15 protein-coding genes are annotated in these 16616 nt (G+C 53.6%); 7 read left to right on the top strand and 8 right to left on the bottom strand.

The window, feature by feature from the left end; all coding sequences use genetic code 11:
• Window position 1 precedes the first annotated feature (1 nt).
• The 4 genes from CLV80_RS08125 to CLV80_RS08110 all read right to left on the bottom strand — a co-directional run bounded on the left by CLV80_RS08125 (window position 2) and on the right by CLV80_RS08110 (window position 3833).
• Window positions 2-763, bottom strand: coding sequence for an SDR family oxidoreductase (locus CLV80_RS08125; RefSeq protein ID WP_106356758.1), 762 nt, complete (start codon window positions 761-763; stop codon window positions 2-4).
• The gene (locus tag CLV80_RS08120; protein WP_106356756.1) at window positions 763-1593 is read right to left on the bottom strand and encodes a carbohydrate ABC transporter permease; all 831 of its coding nucleotides are present in this window, start codon (window positions 1591-1593) and stop codon (window positions 763-765) included. The genes CLV80_RS08125 and CLV80_RS08120 overlap by 1 nt, the downstream gene beginning before the upstream one ends.
• Window positions 1594-1595: 2 nt before the next feature.
• Window positions 1596-2456 (bottom strand): carbohydrate ABC transporter permease, encoded by an 861-nt coding sequence (locus CLV80_RS08115; RefSeq protein ID WP_106356754.1) that lies wholly within the window; start codon window positions 2454-2456, stop codon window positions 1596-1598.
• A gap of 69 nt (window positions 2457-2525) precedes the next feature.
• A complete protein-coding gene (locus tag CLV80_RS08110; protein ID WP_106356752.1) occupies window positions 2526-3833 on the bottom strand; it encodes an ABC transporter substrate-binding protein in 1308 nt (435 codons plus the stop codon).
• 380 nt (window positions 3834-4213) lie between these two features.
• Here CLV80_RS08110 and CLV80_RS08105 point away from each other — a divergent pair, with 380 nt between their 5' ends.
• Both CLV80_RS08105 and CLV80_RS08100 read left to right on the top strand, forming a co-directional pair.
• Window positions 4214-5200, top strand: a complete 987-nt coding sequence (locus CLV80_RS08105; RefSeq protein ID WP_106356960.1) for a GT-B fold glycosyltransferase domain-containing protein — start codon at window positions 4214-4216, stop codon at window positions 5198-5200.
• Between the two features lie 54 nt (window positions 5201-5254).
• On the top strand, window positions 5255-6061 hold the full coding sequence (locus tag CLV80_RS08100) for an alpha/beta hydrolase (protein WP_106356750.1): 807 nt from the start codon (window positions 5255-5257) through the stop codon (window positions 6059-6061).
• Between the two features lie 10 nt (window positions 6062-6071).
• On the opposite strand, the gene CLV80_RS08095 is transcribed toward CLV80_RS08100, so the two are convergent.
• Window positions 6072-6485 (bottom strand): VOC family protein, encoded by a 414-nt coding sequence (locus tag CLV80_RS08095; protein ID WP_106356748.1) that lies wholly within the window; start codon window positions 6483-6485, stop codon window positions 6072-6074.
• 88 nt (window positions 6486-6573) lie between these two features.
• On the opposite strand from CLV80_RS08095, the gene CLV80_RS08090 reads away from it, so the two are divergent.
• From CLV80_RS08090 to CLV80_RS08080, 3 genes are all read left to right on the top strand, one after another.
• Window positions 6574-7866 (top strand): O-acetylhomoserine aminocarboxypropyltransferase/cysteine synthase family protein, encoded by a 1293-nt coding sequence (locus CLV80_RS08090; RefSeq protein WP_106356746.1) that lies wholly within the window; start codon window positions 6574-6576, stop codon window positions 7864-7866.
• A 110-nt stretch (window positions 7867-7976) separates the two neighbouring features.
• Complete coding sequence (locus CLV80_RS08085) at window positions 7977-10511, top strand: hypothetical protein (protein WP_106356743.1); 2535 nt, start codon at window positions 7977-7979, stop codon at window positions 10509-10511.
• A gap of 91 nt (window positions 10512-10602) precedes the next feature.
• Entirely contained in the window at window positions 10603-12477 is a 1875-nt protein-coding gene (locus tag CLV80_RS08080) for a monovalent cation:proton antiporter-2 (CPA2) family protein (protein WP_106356741.1), read from the top strand.
• Here CLV80_RS08080 and cobT read toward each other — a convergent pair.
• Window positions 12474-13484 (bottom strand): nicotinate-nucleotide--dimethylbenzimidazole phosphoribosyltransferase, encoded by a 1011-nt coding sequence (gene cobT / locus CLV80_RS08075; RefSeq protein WP_106356739.1) that lies wholly within the window; start codon window positions 13482-13484, stop codon window positions 12474-12476. The genes CLV80_RS08080 and cobT overlap by 4 nt on opposite strands.
• A gap of 28 nt (window positions 13485-13512) precedes the next feature.
• Between cobT and cobS the strand changes: the two genes are divergently transcribed.
• A complete protein-coding gene (gene cobS / locus CLV80_RS08070; protein WP_106356957.1) occupies window positions 13513-14313 on the top strand; it encodes an adenosylcobinamide-GDP ribazoletransferase in 801 nt (266 codons plus the stop codon).
• Here the strand turns inward: cobS and CLV80_RS08065 are convergent.
• Both CLV80_RS08065 and CLV80_RS08060 read right to left on the bottom strand, forming a co-directional pair.
• The gene (locus tag CLV80_RS08065; protein ID WP_165793348.1) at window positions 14306-15001 is read right to left on the bottom strand and encodes an FG-GAP repeat domain-containing protein; all 696 of its coding nucleotides are present in this window, start codon (window positions 14999-15001) and stop codon (window positions 14306-14308) included. The genes cobS and CLV80_RS08065 overlap by 8 nt on opposite strands.
• On the bottom strand, window positions 15001-15324 hold the full coding sequence (locus CLV80_RS08060; protein ID WP_106356736.1) for a 2Fe-2S iron-sulfur cluster-binding protein: 324 nt from the start codon (window positions 15322-15324) through the stop codon (window positions 15001-15003). The genes CLV80_RS08065 and CLV80_RS08060 overlap by 1 nt, the downstream gene beginning before the upstream one ends.
• A gap of 289 nt (window positions 15325-15613) precedes the next feature.
• Here CLV80_RS08060 and CLV80_RS08055 point away from each other — a divergent pair, with 289 nt between their 5' ends.
• A complete protein-coding gene (locus CLV80_RS08055) occupies window positions 15614-16615 on the top strand; it encodes a TAXI family TRAP transporter solute-binding subunit (RefSeq protein ID WP_106356734.1) in 1002 nt (333 codons plus the stop codon).
• The last annotated feature ends 1 nt before the right edge of the window (window position 16616 follow it).

The following is a 16616-nucleotide window of genomic DNA, read 5'->3' as shown; positions in this document are numbered from 1 at the left end:
GCTACCTCAGCACGTTGCCGCCATCGACGCCGATGGTCTGTGCGGTCATATAGGATGATTGGTCACACGCGAGGAAAACAGCAACGCGCGCAACATCGTCGGGTGACCCCATATAGCCTAGCGGAACGGCCTCTCCGACTTCGCGCTTTTTCTGTCCGGGCTCTTTGCCTTCGAATTTAGCGAATAAGCTATCAACGTGCTTCCACATCGGTGTGTCGATCACACCCGGGGATATCGCATTTACGCGGATCTTATGTGGCGCCAAAGCCAGCGCCGCAGATTGTGTATAGCTGATAACGGCTGCTTTGGTCGCACAATAATGCGCGACCAAGGCTTCGCCACGATGTCCTGCTTGGCTGGCTAGATTGATGATCGAACCGGGTTTACCCGCAGCCACCATCGCCTGCGCTGTTGCCTGCATAACGGCATAAAATGCACGCACGTTGACCCCGAACAGGCGATCGTATTGCGCAAGATCAGCGGTCAACACGTCGCCCATGTCAAAGATCGCCGCGTTGTTGAACAACACGTCCGGGGCAATGGATTTGATCCATTCTTGGGCAGCGGCCAACCCGTCATCAGACAGAAGATCAAACGGTTTGTATGTCGCGGGGCCGTCAAAGCTGTCGGCCACATCAGTTGCGTAGACCGTCGCGCCAAGCGCTGCAAAGTGGGCGACTGCGGCGGCACCAATGCCTCCGCAAGCGCCAGTCACCAAACAGACCTTACCAGTCAGATCGACAGGGGCAGCATTCAGTGCCATTACTTCACCGCCCCGAATGTCAGACCTTGCACCAGTTGCTTTTGCGCAAGCCAGCCAAAGACCACGATAGGTGCACAGGCAAGCGTCGAAACAGCTGACACTTTGGCCCAGAACAGACCTTCAGGTGCTTGGAATGATGCAACAAATGATGTCAGCGTCGTTGCGTCAGTTGTTGTCAAAACGATAGACCAGAATGCCTCATTCCAGCAAAGGATGATTGACAGCAACGCAGTTGACGCAATCCCACCCCATGCCAATGGCATCACAATCTGGCGGATTTCGTTATAGGTTGATGTGCCGTCCATGCGCGATGCCTCAAGGATTTCCTTGGGGATTTCGCGGAAGTAGTTGAACAGGATCAACATCACGATTGGCAGGTTCATCAGCGCATAGATAATGACCAGCAGACCTTTGGTGTCATACAGCCCGGTCTTTTGCGCCAAAAAGTAGATCGGCATCAGCACACCAACAGCAGGAAGCATCTTAGTCGACAGCATCCACATCAGAATATCTTTGGTCCAACGGCCAGTGTTGAACGCCATTGCATAAGCCGAAGGAATTGCGATTAGCAGGGCCAATAGCGTGCCGCCAAATGCGGTGATAACCGAGTTGATCGCAAACTTGCTGTAGTTCGTGCGCTCTTGGATTTCTGTATAGTTTTCCAATGTTGGCTCAAAGAACAGCTGTGGCGGGATCGCAATTGCCTGTGCCTCGGTCTTAAAGCTGGTGAGAACCATCCAAAAGATCGGGAAGAAAAAGATACAGGCGACGATCCATGCGAAAACGACAGCAATACGGTTCTTAAGGTGCTCGCGTTGTTTATCAGTCATGTTTACACCGTCAGCGTTTTGCCAACCGCACGGATCAAGAAGATCGCGACGATATTGGCGAGGATAATTGCAAAGACACCACCGGCAGAGGCCACGCCCACATCAAACGCTTGTTGGGATTGGATGTAGATCAGGTAGGTCAGGTTCGTAGATTGCACACCGGGTCCGCCACTTGTTGTGACAAAAATCTCGGCGAAAATCGCAAGGTGAAAGATCAGCTGGATCAGGATCACGATCGAGATCGGACGCGCCAGATGCGGCAGTGTCAGGTGACGGAACTGCGACCAAAAACCAGCGCCATCCAATGTGGCGGCTTCTTTTTGTTCTTGGTCTTGGGACTGCAGCGACGTCATGAAGATCAAAATCGCAAACGGGGTCCACTGCCAGCTGACCATCACAATGATCGACGCCAGCGGCATATCTTGCAGCCATTCAACTGGGGTCGCACCGATGACATTGGCAAAGAATGCAAACAGCCCGTTGTTGGGGTCCATCAACATGTTCTTCCAGATCAGCGCAGATACGGTGGGCATGATAAAGAATGGGGAAATCAGCATGACCCGCACGATGCCACGGCCCTTAAAAGGGCGGTCGATCAGGATAGAGATTGCTAGCCCCAAAATAACAGTAATCGCTAGAACGGACCCAACAAGGATCAACGTATTCAGCAGTGCCGGAAAGAAAGACGGGTCGGTCCAAAAGAACTCATAGTTCTGTAAGCCAATGAAACCCGTGCGCTCTGGGTAGAGCAGGTTATAGCGAATTGTCGAAAAATAGACTGTCATCGAAAGCGGTACGATCATCCATAGAAACAGGACAATGATACTTGGCGCTTGGAGCCATCTAACAAGGGTGGGGTTCATGACCGGATTTCCTGCTGATCGAAAAAAATTTGGGGCGGCAAAACAGCGCCGCCCCAAATCGGGAGGAATTTAGTAGTAGCCAGCCTTGCGCATTTCGCGGTCAGCAGCTTCTTGAGCAGCTTCAAGAGCTTCCTCTACGGTGATGTCACCAGCCAGTGCAGCAGTCATTTGCTGACCAACAGCCGTACCAATTGCTTGGAACTCTGGGATCGCAGCGAACTGTACGCCTGTGTAAGGTGATGGGTTCTGTGTAGAGTTCTCAGGGTCAGCTGACAGGATCGCCTTCAGCTCAGCTTCTGCGAATACAGCAGCGTCTGTGAAGTTCGAGTTGTCGTATGTTGACTGACGTGTACCTGTTGGAACAGCACCCCAACCGTTGGTTTCAGCAACCAGCTCGATGTACTCTTTTGAAGTCGCCCATTCGATGAACTTCTGTGCGTCTTCAGCTTGGTTTGTACCTGCTGGTACAGCCAATGCCCATGCCCACAGCCAGTTCGCACCGCGTGTTGTCACCGCTTGTGGCGACTGTGCGAATGCGATCACGTCAGCAACCTGAGACTGCTCAGGGTTGGACACGAAGGACGCTGCGATAGTCGCATCGATCCACATGCCGCATTTGCCTTCGTTGATCAGGGCAAGGATTTCGTTGAACGAGTTACCAGAAGAACCTGGAGGGCCGTAGTTGTTGAGCAGGTCAACGTAGAAGTTTACAGCGTGGTTCCATGCTGGGCTATCCAGTGCAGGTGTCCAATCTTCGTTGAACCACTGTGCGCCGAAAGAGTTCGCCATTGTGGACAAGAACGCCATGTTGTCGCCCCAGCCCGGCTTGCCGCGCAGACAGATGCCGTAAACGCCATTGTCTTTGTCAGTCATTGCCGCAGCAGCGTCTTGGATGTGACCCCAGCTTGGGTTGTCAGGCATTTCCATGCCAGCAGCGTCCAGCAGGTCTTTGCGGTACATGATCATCGAAGATTCGCCGTAGAACGGTGCCGCATAAAGCGTGCCGTCATGGCTTAGGCCGTTGCGCATCGCTGGCAGCAGATCGTCAACGTCATATGCGTCAGAGAATTCCAGCGCTTGCAGCCAGCCACGTTCGCCCCAGATCGGCGCTTCGTACATGCCGATTGTCATAACGTCGAACTGACCACCTTTTGTGGTGATGTCTGTTGTGACGCGGCTACGCAGTGTGCCTTCGTCCAAAGTAACCCAGTTAACGGTAACGCCGGGGTTAGCAGCTTCGAATGCAGGTGTGAGTTTCTGCATTTCAATCATGTGACCGTTGTTCACTGTCGCAATAGTAAGTTCGCCAGCAAAAGCCACAGAGGCACCGGCTACGCCCAGGGTTAGCCCCAGCGCAGTGTTACGAAGAGTATTCATATTTTCCTCCCAAAAAGTCGACGGGTTGCTTTGGCAACGCGTTCTCTAAGACTGACGGATGATTGCGATCTCATCCTATACGTTTTTAACAAGTTGATATACAAAACGTCGCCAAATACCGCAAAAATCGAAATTTTATGAACGTAAAGTATGACCTTCGCAGCTGCAGCATAATATTCGTACATTTCATCGCAGCCGCAGAATAGCACATTGCGACCGTTCAGGCGAATCTTAGGTGATAGAATTCATACATTTTAGTTGATTCAAAATACGCCAATTCAACCAAAGGTATAAACCCAACTACTGGCATTTAGTTGCGTGATGAGAGGACAACAGTATAGGACTTGTTGAGTGCCGAAACTGCGAGTGGATCATCAATGATGCCGAATCAAAACTTCAATATCGTCATCATCGGCCAGTCTGGCCGACTCGCATATGAAGCGATCCTATTCGCGGCATCTCTGCGACATTTCTCTCCTGATTTTCGGGGCAAGCTTTTCGTCGCCGAACCACAACCCGGCCCACGCTGGGATGATGACCCGCGTATGCCGAGCGATCTAAAAGATGCGCTCACGGCGCTTGGCGCTGAGATTTTGCCATTTTCCTCAGAACATTTTGGCACATCCTACCCTTACGGCAACAAAATCGAAGCGCTCAAAGCGATGCCAGACGGCGAACCATTCATCTTCTTCGACACCGACACGATCATCACAGGCGACATTAGCGCCCTACCCTTTGACTTTGATCGGCCTGCCGCCTCAATGAAGCGAGAAGGCACATGGCCCGTGGAAGAATTGTACTGGCCTGGATACACGGCCATTTGGAAATCACTGTATGACCGCTTTGGTTTGGATTTCGAAAGCAGCCTCGATACATCACAGCCAGATGAATATTGGGAACGGTATTTGTACTTCAACGCAGGCTGGTTCTATGGGCCCGACCCAGTCGCCTTTGGCGAACGCTTTACCGAATACGCAACATCAGTCCGGGACAATCCACCCACAGAGTTAGTCATCCAGCCCTTGGACCCATGGCTAGACCAAATTGTACTACCACTGGTGATCCACTCTTTCGGCGGTTCTCGTCCCGGCCCAGAACTTAATGGTCTCGACGGCGACATTACCTGTCACTACCGGGTACTTCCACTATTCTATGCCCGCGAAAACGATGCCGCGATCACAGCATTAGAAACTATCGCGGCCCCCAACAAGGTCAAAAAGCTGCTAAAACAATACGACCCGTTCAAACGCATGATCTACCAAGGACGCGGACACAAAGTGCGCGCGATGTTCGACCAAAACAACTTGCCTCGGTTTGAAAAATCACTACGCAACAAGATCAAATCCGCTGGATTTTGGATGCGCTAATAATTCTGCTTACAAAATCGAATTTACAATCAGGACATTGCGGAAGACATGACTATGTCACCATATCCCCCAACCATAGAAACACCATATTTCACACGGTATGATGATGTCCCGTTCGGCACAGCGCGCCACAACGGAGATACCGTCACGCTGCATTGTTCAATTTTCTCACCCAAAGCACCAAAAACTCCGCCGCCCCTTTTTGTTTGGTTTCACCAAGGTTCGTTCAAGTTTGGCGATCACAACCACAAACTGTTTCGCAAACTTGGTCGACGGCTAACAATGGCAGGCATCGCTATTGCGTCCGTCCAATACCGACTTTCGGGGGCAGCAGGCGATCTATCACAAACCGTGTTAGATAACATTGGTCGTATTAAATCTACGCAGGCGACACTCTTGCGTCCGGGGCTTTGTCAGGAAAGATCGCTCGCTGCGTTAGAAGACGGCGTTCGTTTTCTGCAATGGGCCGGCGATAATCAGACAACCTTTGGCTGGGGTGACAAACGTGTCGTCGGTGGCGCATCAGCCGGAGGCATCACCGCTTTCAACATCGCCTATCTCGCACGACACCTTGGTTTGCCAGAGCATGACATCCAAGGCGTGTTTTCAGCGACAGGTAGCTTTAATTACCCCGACTTTGTCGACCCCGGCCGTAACCTTCTTTCCCTTGCGGTTCACAACCCCACAGAAACGCGTGTACCTATTGATGGCGTTCAAATGATGGCTGGCAAGCTTGGAAATCGCTTCGAACTCTTGCGCTCTGACCGGCATATTCATGGGCACTGCGAACTTGCGCCCGGCGAAAGACCGGCCAAAACCTTTGGGCGCATTTCATCCTTCATTAAACGCGCAACCGAATGACCGGCCGAATTTAGGTTTCGAAAATGCCCCCTACGTCAGCAAAACCTTTAATTTCCATTGGATTACCAGAAGGGTCGCGAAAGAACATTGTCCATTGCTCCCCGGGTTCGCCTTTGAACCGCACGGATGGCGCGATGATGAAATCGGTTTGCCGTTCTTCAAGCCGTCCGGCCAAAGTATTCCATGCATCCAGAGGCAAAACGACACCGAAATGCGGCATTGGCACCATGTGATCACCGACCTTGCCTGTGGCGGCGTTTGGAAAAGGCTCACCCAAATGCAGGCTCAGCTGATGCCCGAAGAAATCAAAATCCACCCAAGTCTCAGTTGATCGCCCTTCAGTCGCACCTAGCGCGTTCCCATAGAAATCGCGCGCTATATCCAAATCGGTCACGTGAAAAGCAAAGTGAAAGGGAACAAGCATTGGTACGATCCTTCATCTGATATCTATTGAGCGAACCGATCAGTCCACCTACAGTTTTTCAATATGAATTTTCATAGGGAGAGAGACAATGACTGATGGTCCCAATTTAGGGTTCGACACGCTTCAAGTTCACGCGGGCGCCCGCCCCGACACCGCGACCGGAGCACGACAAGTTCCGATTTATCAGACCACTGCATATGTGTTCCGCGACGCAGAGCATGCAGCGGCTTTGTTTAACCTGCAGGAAGTGGGATATATTTATTCCCGCCTGACCAATCCGACAGTGGCCGCACTTCAGGAACGCATTGCCACATTAGAAGGCGGTGCTGGTGCCGTTTGTTGTTCATCGGGCCATGCAGCGCAAATTATGGCGCTGTTTCCGCTCATGCAGCCGGGGCGTAACATCGTGGCATCCAGCCGCCTTTATGGCGGCACGGTTACGCAGTTCAGCCAGACAATCAAACGTTTCGGATGGTCGGCGAAATTCGTTGACTTTGATGACCATGCCGCAGTGAAGGCTGCTATTGACGATGATACGCGTGCGGTGTTCTGCGAAACGATTGCGAACCCCGGCGGGCATATTTCTGATCTTGATGCAATTTCTGCGATTACCGATGACGCGGGTGTTCCGCTGATCGTCGACAACACATCAGCGACCCCATACCTGTGCCGCCCCATCGAACATGGCGCGACGTTGGTCGTGCATTCGACAACCAAATACCTAACTGGCAACGGGACCGTCACAGGTGGCTGTGTCGTGGACAGCGGGAAATTTGACTGGTCTGCCAATGACAAGTTCCCGTCCCTATCCGCACCCGAGCCAGCCTATCATGGCACAATATTCGCCGAGACGTTTGGCCCGCTCGCGTTTACCTTTCATGGGATCGCGGTTGGATTGCGCGACCTTGGCATGACTATGAACCCCCAAGCAGCCCATTATACGCTGATGGGGATTGAAACGCTTTCGCTTCGGATGGACCGCCATGTGCAAAACGCCCAAACCATCGCAAAATGGCTCGAGGCCGATCCGCGTGTCGATTACGTGACTTATGCAGGGCTTGCATCATCACCCTATGCTGGATTGGTCCCAAAGATTTGCCCCAAAGGTGCCGGCGCACTGTTCACTGTGGCCGTCAAAGGTGGGTATGACGCATGCGTCAAACTTGTTGATAGTCTGGAAATCTTTAGTCATGTGGCAAACCTTGGCGACACGCGCAGCCTGATTATTCACTCTGCCAGTACCACGCACCGACAACTGTCCCCTGAACAACAAGAAGCCGCAGGCGCTGGCCCTAACATCGTGCGCCTGTCCATCGGAATCGAGGACGCGAACGACCTGATCGCGGACCTAGATCAGGCGCTTTCGGCGGCGACAAGCTGACACATCACAAACCCGTCCGCGCCCTTGGCGTGGGCGGTTTTCTGCTATAGGCTTCTAATGCGGGGGCAAAACGCGTTTTGCCAGTAACACCAATATGCTAGATACGGCACATGACGACAAATTTTGCGCTATCTCTTTCTTTCGAAGGCATTGAACTTTTACATCGTGTTGCACGTGGCTGGAAACGTGTCGGCACAGCGGATGTCGAAGACGACAACCTTGATGCTATTCTTGCCGATTTACGTGCAAAAGCGACCAAACTGGACCCCAGTGAGATACGTACAAAACTTGTGATTCCGATGGATCAGATCAAATATCTGGCAATCGATAGCACTCAGACCAACCTTGATGACATCCATGCTGCACTTGATGGTGCCACCCCTTATGATCTGGACGATCTGGTTGTAGACTATGAACGCTCTGGCGGTCGAACGCATATCGCCGCCGTCGCCCGCGAAACTCTGCAAGAGGCAGAAAGTTTTGCCAGCGCCCATCAGTTCAACCCCGTTGCATTCGTCGCCGTTCCAGAGCCATTCACCTTTCAAAAAGAAGTCTTCTTTGGCGCGACATCTGTAGCGGCTGACATCCTAGGCCCAGAGTTTACGGTTGAACGTGACCAACTGCCGGTCATGAAAGTCGGCACCCGCGTTAAGTCCCGCTTGCTGATCATGGACCCGCTGCCCGACGCGATCGTGGAAGATAACCAAGGGTTTGATCTGGCCGCAGCGCTCGCCCCAATCATCGCCGAAGAAACACCGCCCATAGAAACAGCACCAGAGGAATCCGTTGAGGCCCCTGCGCTACCAACTGTCGAAACAACCATATGGATCGACAGGATCGTTCGCGAAGTCCATACCTCCAAGCCTACTGTCCACGCACCTGCTGAAATCATAGCTCCGCGTGCGCCAGTTGTTGCTGATAATCCAATACTTGCTGACATCAGCGGCCTAAATCTGATCATTGCGGAACATCATGCAAATGCAGTGAAAAAGCCAGTTTTAAGCGCCGCTGCGCCTAAATTGGCTACACCTCGCAAAGGTGCCGGACTGACTGCGACGAAAACACGGCCAACGCCTATCGCAGCAAATAGCACTAAAAAACCGATGTTCATCGCGGGCGGGCTTGCCGCAAGCGTTGCAGCCATCGCGCTATTCGCGTGGATGCAAATGGATGGTTCCGCCGAATTGACGCAAACGGTTGAAACCGGCGCCATCGAAATACCAGATATCGCCCCTGTGGTCGTCACGCCGTCAATTGAAAATACGACCACCGAAGAACCCGTCGAAACGGTCGTCGCGCAAATTCCACTGTCGGACATAGCCCCCACAGTGTCAGAGCTAAGCATTACTGAGATGCCGTCTTTTGCTACGGACGACAACGATGCGAGTATTCCCGTCCAGTTAAACGCGTTTACCGTGCCATCGGTGCCTGATCCTCTACTTGCCGGCACCGTTGACCTTCCCCCGACACTATTCACCACAACACCGCCGGTCCCGACCGAAACACCGCTTACTGCGTTGCCTGCGACATCTGGCCGGGTCCTAAGCCCTGCCGAAGCCCAAACTGCCTATGATGCGACTGGTGTTTGGCAACGTGCACCACGGCTTTTCGATACACCACGCGTCGAAGCGACGGCTGCTGTTGATCTGCCTGTCAGCCTGTCCGCGCCCGATCATCCTGCGCAACCATCCCTGCCCGCACGCGATGGCATGGAGCCCGACCTAAGCTTTATCGCCCCGGTGAACCCACCCGCCCCGGATGTTGTTTTTGCGATAGACGCCGACGGGCATATTATTCCGACCGCCGAAGGCACACTGACCCCCGAAGGCGCAATGGTCTACGCTGGCTTGCCGGATTTGACGCTACGTGAACGGCCTGAGTTATCAGAAGACGAACTGGAGCGTATGGCGCTTGTCTCTGGTATACCAGATGGCGTTGTTGTCATTCTTGGCCGGCCAGACATCGTGCCACCATTACGCCCCGCGAATGCAGTGCTCCCTGATGAACAAGAACCCGAAGTTGCACAAGCACCCACACCAGGTGGTGTTGGGTTAGATACGCTAACCTCCGAAACAGACAACTTGATCGTGTCGTCTTTGCCAAACGTAGTTCGGCCACAGCCTCGTCCAGATGGTTTGGTGACGCTGTCACCAACGCCGGACCCGAGCACACCTGATATTACGGCAATTCTGCAAGATGTTATCGCCGAAAGCGCGACGGACCCCTTTATCGGAATGACTGACCAAGCAGTCGCAACATCACGCCGCCCAGAAACACGCCCAAACAACTTTGATCGCGTTGTCGCGGCTGCACGTCAAAGACAGGCATCACAACCAACAGTCGCTGCTGCGGCACCGCCTCCGGCTGCGGCATCCGTCGCGCCGCAAAACTATGCCCCCGTCCCCGGCGGCGTCGCGCGCGCTGCAACACAAGACGGTGCCATTCGACTACGCGACCTGAACCTCATTGGTATTTATGGCAGGCCAAACTCGCCGCGCGCGCTCGTGAGGCTTGGTAATGGGCGTTATACACACGTCGAAATTGGTAGCAGCCTTGATGGTGGACAAGTTACCGCAATTGGCGACGGCATCCTGAATTACGTGAAACGTGGACGCACGGTCGTTCTTGAACTTCCGGGTAGTTAAGAAATCTACCAACCGACACAGTTAGCAATTTATCGCAGCACCAGCGCTTCGCGCGTTGCGCATTTCGCAGCGGGCCGCCATATCTGAATACATGGAAAACTTTCTTCTTCAGGCCACGATATATCTTGGGGCCGCGGTTATCGCGGTACCTTTTGCGGCGCGTCTCGGCCTTGGGTCAGTGTTGGGCTACTTGCTGGCTGGAATCGTCATTGGTCCGGTCACAGGGTTAGTCGGCACCGAAGCCCAAGATATTCAACATTTCGCGGAATTCGGCGTTGTTATGATGCTGTTTTTAATCGGGCTAGAGCTTGAACCGCGCGCCTTGTGGGATATGCGCAAACGGCTCATCGGGCTAGGCGGCATGCAAGTATTACTGACAATGCTTGCAATCATGGGGATCAGCATCGCCATGGGATATGACTGGACGATATCACTGGCTATCGGCATGATTTTCGCCCTGTCATCGACAGCAATCGTCCTGCAAACGCTAACTGAAAAAAAGCTTATGCAAACCGGCGGAGGACGATCCACGTTTTCGGTTTTATTGACCCAAGATATTTCAGTCATTCCAATGCTGGCACTTTTGCCGCTTCTTGCAACGCCCGTGTTACTGCGGCTTGCGCCCGATGGATCAGTACAACGTGTGGCCGATGATACGCATGGCACGCACGGCAGCATGAGTTTGGTAGATGGGTTGCCTGGCTGGGGCGTGACATTAGTTACGTTGGGCGCGGTCATCGCAATTATTCTCGTTGGCATATTCCTCATTCGCCCACTGTTTCGTTACATCCATCACGCACGTTTACGCGAAATGTACACGGCCTTTGCGTTGCTATTGGTCGTCTCAATCGCCGTACTCATGGGGATGGTTGGGCTGTCCCCTGCTTTGGGAACCTTCTTGGCTGGCGTGGTTCTTGCGAACTCTGAGTTTCGGCATGAACTTGAAAGCGACCTTGAACCCTTCAAAGGGCTTTTGCTTGGTTTGTTCTTTATTACTGTTGGCGCGGGGATCAACTTTGATCTGCTTTTTGCAGAACCGCTGTACATTCTCGCACTGACGCTTGGCGTGATGCTCACCAAAGGTGTGATCCTTTACGGGCTTGGGCGCGCATTCCAACTTAAGGGCAAGGATCAGTGGCTTTTCACGCTTGGGCTGGCGCAGGCAGGTGAATTTGGATTTGTATTGGTGTCATTTTCATCGCAACAAGGCGTGCTATCAGATGGGTTGGCGGGGCGGTTATTGTTGGTGATTGCTTTGTCTATGCTCATCACTCCGCTCCTGTTCATCCTTTATGAATTACTAAGCCGCCGGATGAGCGAACCCGACGACCCAGAACATGACGAAGTCGACGAAAAAGGCACTGTGATTATTGCTGGCATCGGGCGCTTTGGGCAAATCGTAAACCGCCTTGTTCAAAGCGCCGGGTTTTCAACTGTCGTGATTGATAGCAATCTGCAAACCGTACAAATGATGCGAAAGTTCGGGTTTCGCGGCTTCTTCGGAGATCCAACGCGGCCAGATCTACTTAGTGCCGCAGGCTTCGAAGAGGCCAAAGTGTTGGTTGTCGCAATCGACGACAAAGCTTCAGCAAATAAGCTGGTCGCCTATGCACGCAAAACCCGACCTGACCTACATATCGTTGCCCGTGCACGTGACCGGGTGCACGTCTATGAACTATACGCAGCTGGTGCCAATGACATTGTGCGCGAAATGTTCGACAGTTCTTTGCGTGCTGGTCGCTATGCTTTGGAAAACCTTGGCCTGTCAGAGTTCGAAGCCGCAGAGGCCGAGCAGACGTTCTATCAGCATGACCGCAAAGCAATGCGCGAACTAGCGAGCCTGTGGAAACCCGGCATCCCCGTTGCTGATCTTCCCGATTATGTTGAGCGCTCTCGCGCACTCAACAATGATCTAGAAACGGCGCTCGCGACGCGCCAGCAAGCGAACGAGAATAAGAAATCTTAGCCCGCGCTCACGCCTGCCTCGGCGAATGTAAGCATACCAGAATGGCAGGCGACTGCGCCTTTCAAGATGCCAATCGCGAGTGCCGCACCTGATCCTTCGCCAAGGCGCAAGCCAAGGCTTAGCAACGGTTCTTTTCCAAGGGCAGTCAGCAAACGCGCATGCGCAGCTTCCGCGCTTTGATGACCTGCAACAGCATGGTCCAAAGCACCATCAACGGCCTTGGCCAGGGTCGCAGCAGCAGCACAACAAATGAACCCGTCAAGGATCACTGGGATACGGCAGTGACGTGCGGCTGCAATCGCACCTGCCATCGCGGCAAGCTCGCGACCGCCCAAACAACGCAATGCCTCTAACGGATCGCTGGACGCATGAAGCGCGACCCCTTTCGCGACGACCTCGGCCTTGCGCGCAAGGCCCGCGTCATCGACGCCCGTTCCGCGCCCCGTCCAATCTGCAGCATCGCCACCCAGCACAGCCGCCGCAACCGCAGCAGCCGAAGTGGTATTACCAATCCCCATTTCGCCTGTGACCAACAGATCACTGGCAGGATCAACGGCTGCCCAGCCGATTTGCAAGGCGCTGACAACTTCGGCTTCGGTCATTGCTGGCGCTTGGGTGAAATCAGCCGTCGGCGTATCAAGTGACAAAGCGTGCACGTTCATCGTAGCGCCGAATGCTTTCGACAGTTGATTGATCGCCGCCCCACCATGTTCGAAATTTGCGACCATCTGCTCGGTCACTTCTGGCGGAAACGCAGACACACCTTGGGCACAAACACCGTGGTTACCCGCAAAAATCACCACCTGTGGCGCATTGATTTGTGGCTTTGGGTTTCCCCGCCAACCCGCATACCAAATAGCAAGATCCTCGAGCCGGCCCAAGGCACCGGGTGGTTTGGTTAGCTGGCTGTTGCGGTCCTGAGCCCCCTGAAAAGCGGTAGCATGAGACTCTGGCGCTTTCGCCAAGGTTTCGCGAAATTCGGAAAGTGTGGTGAAGGGCGCTTGCATCGTGACCTCGTTGCGTGAATCGTTGGTTATGTCTAACGATCAGACAGGTAATGAAAAGGCTACATGGGGCATCCTTTTGGACAATCGCGACGTCAAACTGATTGAAGCTATCGATCTTCCTGCAGCGATCGGGTTGTTGACCAGACTACCAATTCCCGTTCCACAAGAACGCGCAATGGAACGCGGTGCAGCAGCAGCTTGGGCTTATCCACTGGCTGGGCTTGTAATTGGGGTAATCTTGGCAGCGTCAGTCAGTGTCTTGTCATGGGTTGGCCTGCCTGTTGGCATTGTTGCTGCGCTTGTGCTGGCCATCGGTGCAATTGTCACAGGCGCTATGCACGAAGATGGGCTTGCCGATAGCGCAGACGGGCTTTGGGGCGGCTGGGACCGCGCGCGGCGGCTTGAGATCATGAAAGACAGCAGCATCGGAGTCTATGGTGTACTGGCCTTAGCGCTCTCGTTGTTGATCCGCTGGATGGGCATCAGTGCACTGATCGTGTTGGAAATCCACTGGACAGGCCTGATTGCTATTGCGGTACTCAGCCGTGGTGGAATGGTCGTTTTGATGGCCGCCATGACAAACGCGCGCGAAAGCGGGTTAAGCCAAAGTGTGGGCCGTCCATCGGCATCAACCGCATGGGTTGCCGTCGGGATATCGGCCGTCATTGCGATGCTATGTGGACAGATCAGCCTGATATTCCCCGCAGCAATCGCCGTTCTGATTTGCGGTTTGATTGCCCAGCGAAAAATTGGGGGGCAGACCGGCGACATTCTAGGGGCTACCCAGCAAATCACCGAGATTTTGTTGCTATTGGTTTTACTCAGCTAGGATCGCAGGCCATAGCGGCAGCAAAGGACGTGCGGCCTTCGTGTGTACCGATGTCGCGTGTCTGTGCACGGCCATCAACAAATGTCGTTGCAATCAGTCGTGTCCAATCGGCATTGGCGGTGATCATCTCGGGCCCCTGCCCACAGTCACGTATCCCGCCAGCAATGTTATCCTCACCTATCCGGTGATTTGTCAGCCCTGGCACATCAACAACATGGGACAGCGCGCCATCAGAGAAACGCCAAATACGTAGCGTTTTCGCTAAATGAGGACGGTCAATATAAGCGATCTCAATGGCACCATCGCCATCCAAGTCAGCTGCGCCGATCGGAGCAAGCCACCGATGCGTACGACCAATATAAGGCGTTTGGGCGATTTTGCCTTCCGGCCCATAGACAGCCAGCGCGGCACCCCGCGCCATGCCAGTTTCGATCACCACCATCTCTGGGGCGCCATCACTGTTTAAATCCCAAAGCCGTGGCTCAAAGTCTTCGAATACATGCGTTTCTGGCAACGTGATTTGGTAGGTCGTACCATCCGCGGTAAACCTCAACCCGCCCCATTCAACAGCATCGCCTAAGATACCGTGATCGTAGCGTGTCGTGGGTTCGACAAATTCCGCCGAAGCAATCGTCTGCGCCCCTGCCACCGCAGGCCACATAGCCAAAGCAAGTGCGCAAAGCCGCATCAGATTTGCTTTTCTGGCATCTGAACGCGCAGACCTTCGAGCGCGTCAGTGACTTTGATCTGGCAGGTCAGGCGGGATTTCACTGGATCTGGTTCGTAAGCGAAATCAAGCATGTCTTCTTCCATACCGTCTTTGGCAGGAAGCTTATCAACCCACGCATCGTCGATATAAACATGGCAGGTCGAACAGGCACATGCGCCGCCACAGTCAGCCTCGATCCCTGGGATACCGTTGTCGCGGGCGCCTTCCATGACGGTCAGCCCATTGGCAACATCCACGACGTGTTCTTTGCCACTGTGTTCGACATAGGTAATCTTGGCCATCTTGCTATGATCCTTCGTGCTTTCTCGTGTGTTTCAAGCATTAGTAAATCACCTGCAAACGCGGGGCCAGCGCTAATCACAAAGGTATTATCCAAAACGTTGCGCCACAGGTTGTGCGATTTTCCACACATCACGCCCATCGAAGCATCGCTACCGCAAAATTATTCTTAAAAAAACATTTAGTTATCCAAATTCAGAACAAACGCCTTGCCCCTTGGTCGGCGAAATAGTTTGTTTACTGGGTACGCTGACCCTGTCGGCGGTAACGATATCTTTGGGAGGAGACACCATGACATTTTTTAAGGCCGCTGTTACGGCAGGTTTTGTGCTGGCAGCCCCAGCTGCCCAAGCTGAAGAAGCCAGCTATATTCTGGCGACAGCCTCGACTGGCGGTACCTACTACCCTGTGGGCGTAGCACTTTCGACCCTTGTAAAGGTTAAGCTAGAGCCAAAAGAAAAGATCGGCATGTCCGCAATTAGCTCTGCGGGTTCGGGCGAAAACGTGCGTTTGATCCGCGAAGGCGAAGCACAGTTTGCGATCCTTCAGGGCCTATACGGTTACTACGCAGCATCCGGCACCGGCCCACTAGAGGAATCCGGCCCTCAAGAGCACCTGCGTTCGGTCACAATGCTTTGGCAAAACGTCGAACAATTCGTGATCTCATCTGACGCGGCAACGACCGGCACGATGGCCGATTTGGTTGCGCTCAAGGGTGAAGCAATGGCCTTTGGCAACCAGAACTCGGGCACAATCGGTTCAAACGCGGCGCTGCTTTCTGGTCTTGGTGTTGATATCAACACTGACTACGAACTGGTTTACGGCGGCTACGGCCCATCAGCCGAGGCCCTGCAAAACGGGCAGGTTAAGGGCATCGGCACACCTGCTGGCGTACCAACAGGTGCGATCAGCCAGTTGATGGCCGCAGCAGGTGACAACGTCACAATGCTATCCTTTACGGCTGAAGAACTGGCCGCTGCTGACGGTGGTCGTGAACTGTGGACACCATATGTGATCCCAGCGGGTACTTACCCGGGTCAAGAGGCAGACGTGAACACAATCGCGCAGCCAAACTTCCTTGCGACGCACGCTGATCTGCCAGAAGAAAACGTCTATCAGATCACCAAAGCGATCTACGAGAACCTGCCATTCCTGCAGGCGATCCACCCGGCAACCAAAGTGATGGCGATTGAATCTGCGATTGCAGGTCTGCCTGTGCCGCTGCACCCCGGTGCTGTGCGCTATTACCAAGAAGTTGGGGTTGATATCCCTGACCGCCTGATCGCGAACTAAG

The organism is Yoonia maritima (assembly GCF_003003285.1).
GTDB lineage: Bacteria > Pseudomonadota > Alphaproteobacteria > Rhodobacterales > Rhodobacteraceae > Yoonia > Yoonia maritima.
The sequence above is the reverse complement of the archived record's forward strand: the minus strand, read 5'-3'. Positions and strand labels throughout refer to the sequence as shown.

What these genes read in the sequence shown, in the direction of transcription:
- CLV80_RS08125 (WP_106356758.1), bottom strand. Translation starts at nt 763, where the DNA reads ATGGCACTGAATGCTGCCCCTGTCGATCTGACTGGTAAGGTCTGTTTG.
- CLV80_RS08120 (WP_106356756.1), bottom strand. Translation starts at nt 1,593, where the DNA reads ATGACTGATAAACAACGCGAGCACCTTAAGAACCGTATTGCTGTCGTT.
- CLV80_RS08115 (WP_106356754.1), bottom strand. Translation starts at nt 2,456, where the DNA reads ATGAACCCCACCCTTGTTAGATGGCTCCAAGCGCCAAGTATCATTGTC.
- CLV80_RS08110 (WP_106356752.1), bottom strand. Translation starts at nt 3,833, where the DNA reads ATGAATACTCTTCGTAACACTGCGCTGGGGCTAACCCTGGGCGTAGCC.
- CLV80_RS08105 (WP_106356960.1), top strand. Translation starts at nt 4,214, where the DNA reads ATGCCGAATCAAAACTTCAATATCGTCATCATCGGCCAGTCTGGCCGA.
- CLV80_RS08100 (WP_106356750.1), top strand. Translation starts at nt 5,255, where the DNA reads ATGTCACCATATCCCCCAACCATAGAAACACCATATTTCACACGGTAT.
- CLV80_RS08095 (WP_106356748.1), bottom strand. Translation starts at nt 6,485, where the DNA reads ATGCTTGTTCCCTTTCACTTTGCTTTTCACGTGACCGATTTGGATATA.
- CLV80_RS08090 (WP_106356746.1), top strand. Translation starts at nt 6,574, where the DNA reads ATGACTGATGGTCCCAATTTAGGGTTCGACACGCTTCAAGTTCACGCG.
- CLV80_RS08085 (WP_106356743.1), top strand. Translation starts at nt 7,977, where the DNA reads ATGACGACAAATTTTGCGCTATCTCTTTCTTTCGAAGGCATTGAACTT.
- CLV80_RS08080 (WP_106356741.1), top strand. Translation starts at nt 10,603, where the DNA reads ATGGAAAACTTTCTTCTTCAGGCCACGATATATCTTGGGGCCGCGGTT.
- cobT (WP_106356739.1), bottom strand. Translation starts at nt 13,484, where the DNA reads ATGCAAGCGCCCTTCACCACACTTTCCGAATTTCGCGAAACCTTGGCG.
- cobS (WP_106356957.1), top strand. Translation starts at nt 13,513, where the DNA reads ATGTCTAACGATCAGACAGGTAATGAAAAGGCTACATGGGGCATCCTT.
- CLV80_RS08065 (WP_165793348.1), bottom strand. Translation starts at nt 15,001, where the DNA reads ATGCGGCTTTGCGCACTTGCTTTGGCTATGTGGCCTGCGGTGGCAGGG.
- CLV80_RS08060 (WP_106356736.1), bottom strand. Translation starts at nt 15,324, where the DNA reads ATGGCCAAGATTACCTATGTCGAACACAGTGGCAAAGAACACGTCGTG.
- CLV80_RS08055 (WP_106356734.1), top strand. Translation starts at nt 15,614, where the DNA reads ATGACATTTTTTAAGGCCGCTGTTACGGCAGGTTTTGTGCTGGCAGCC.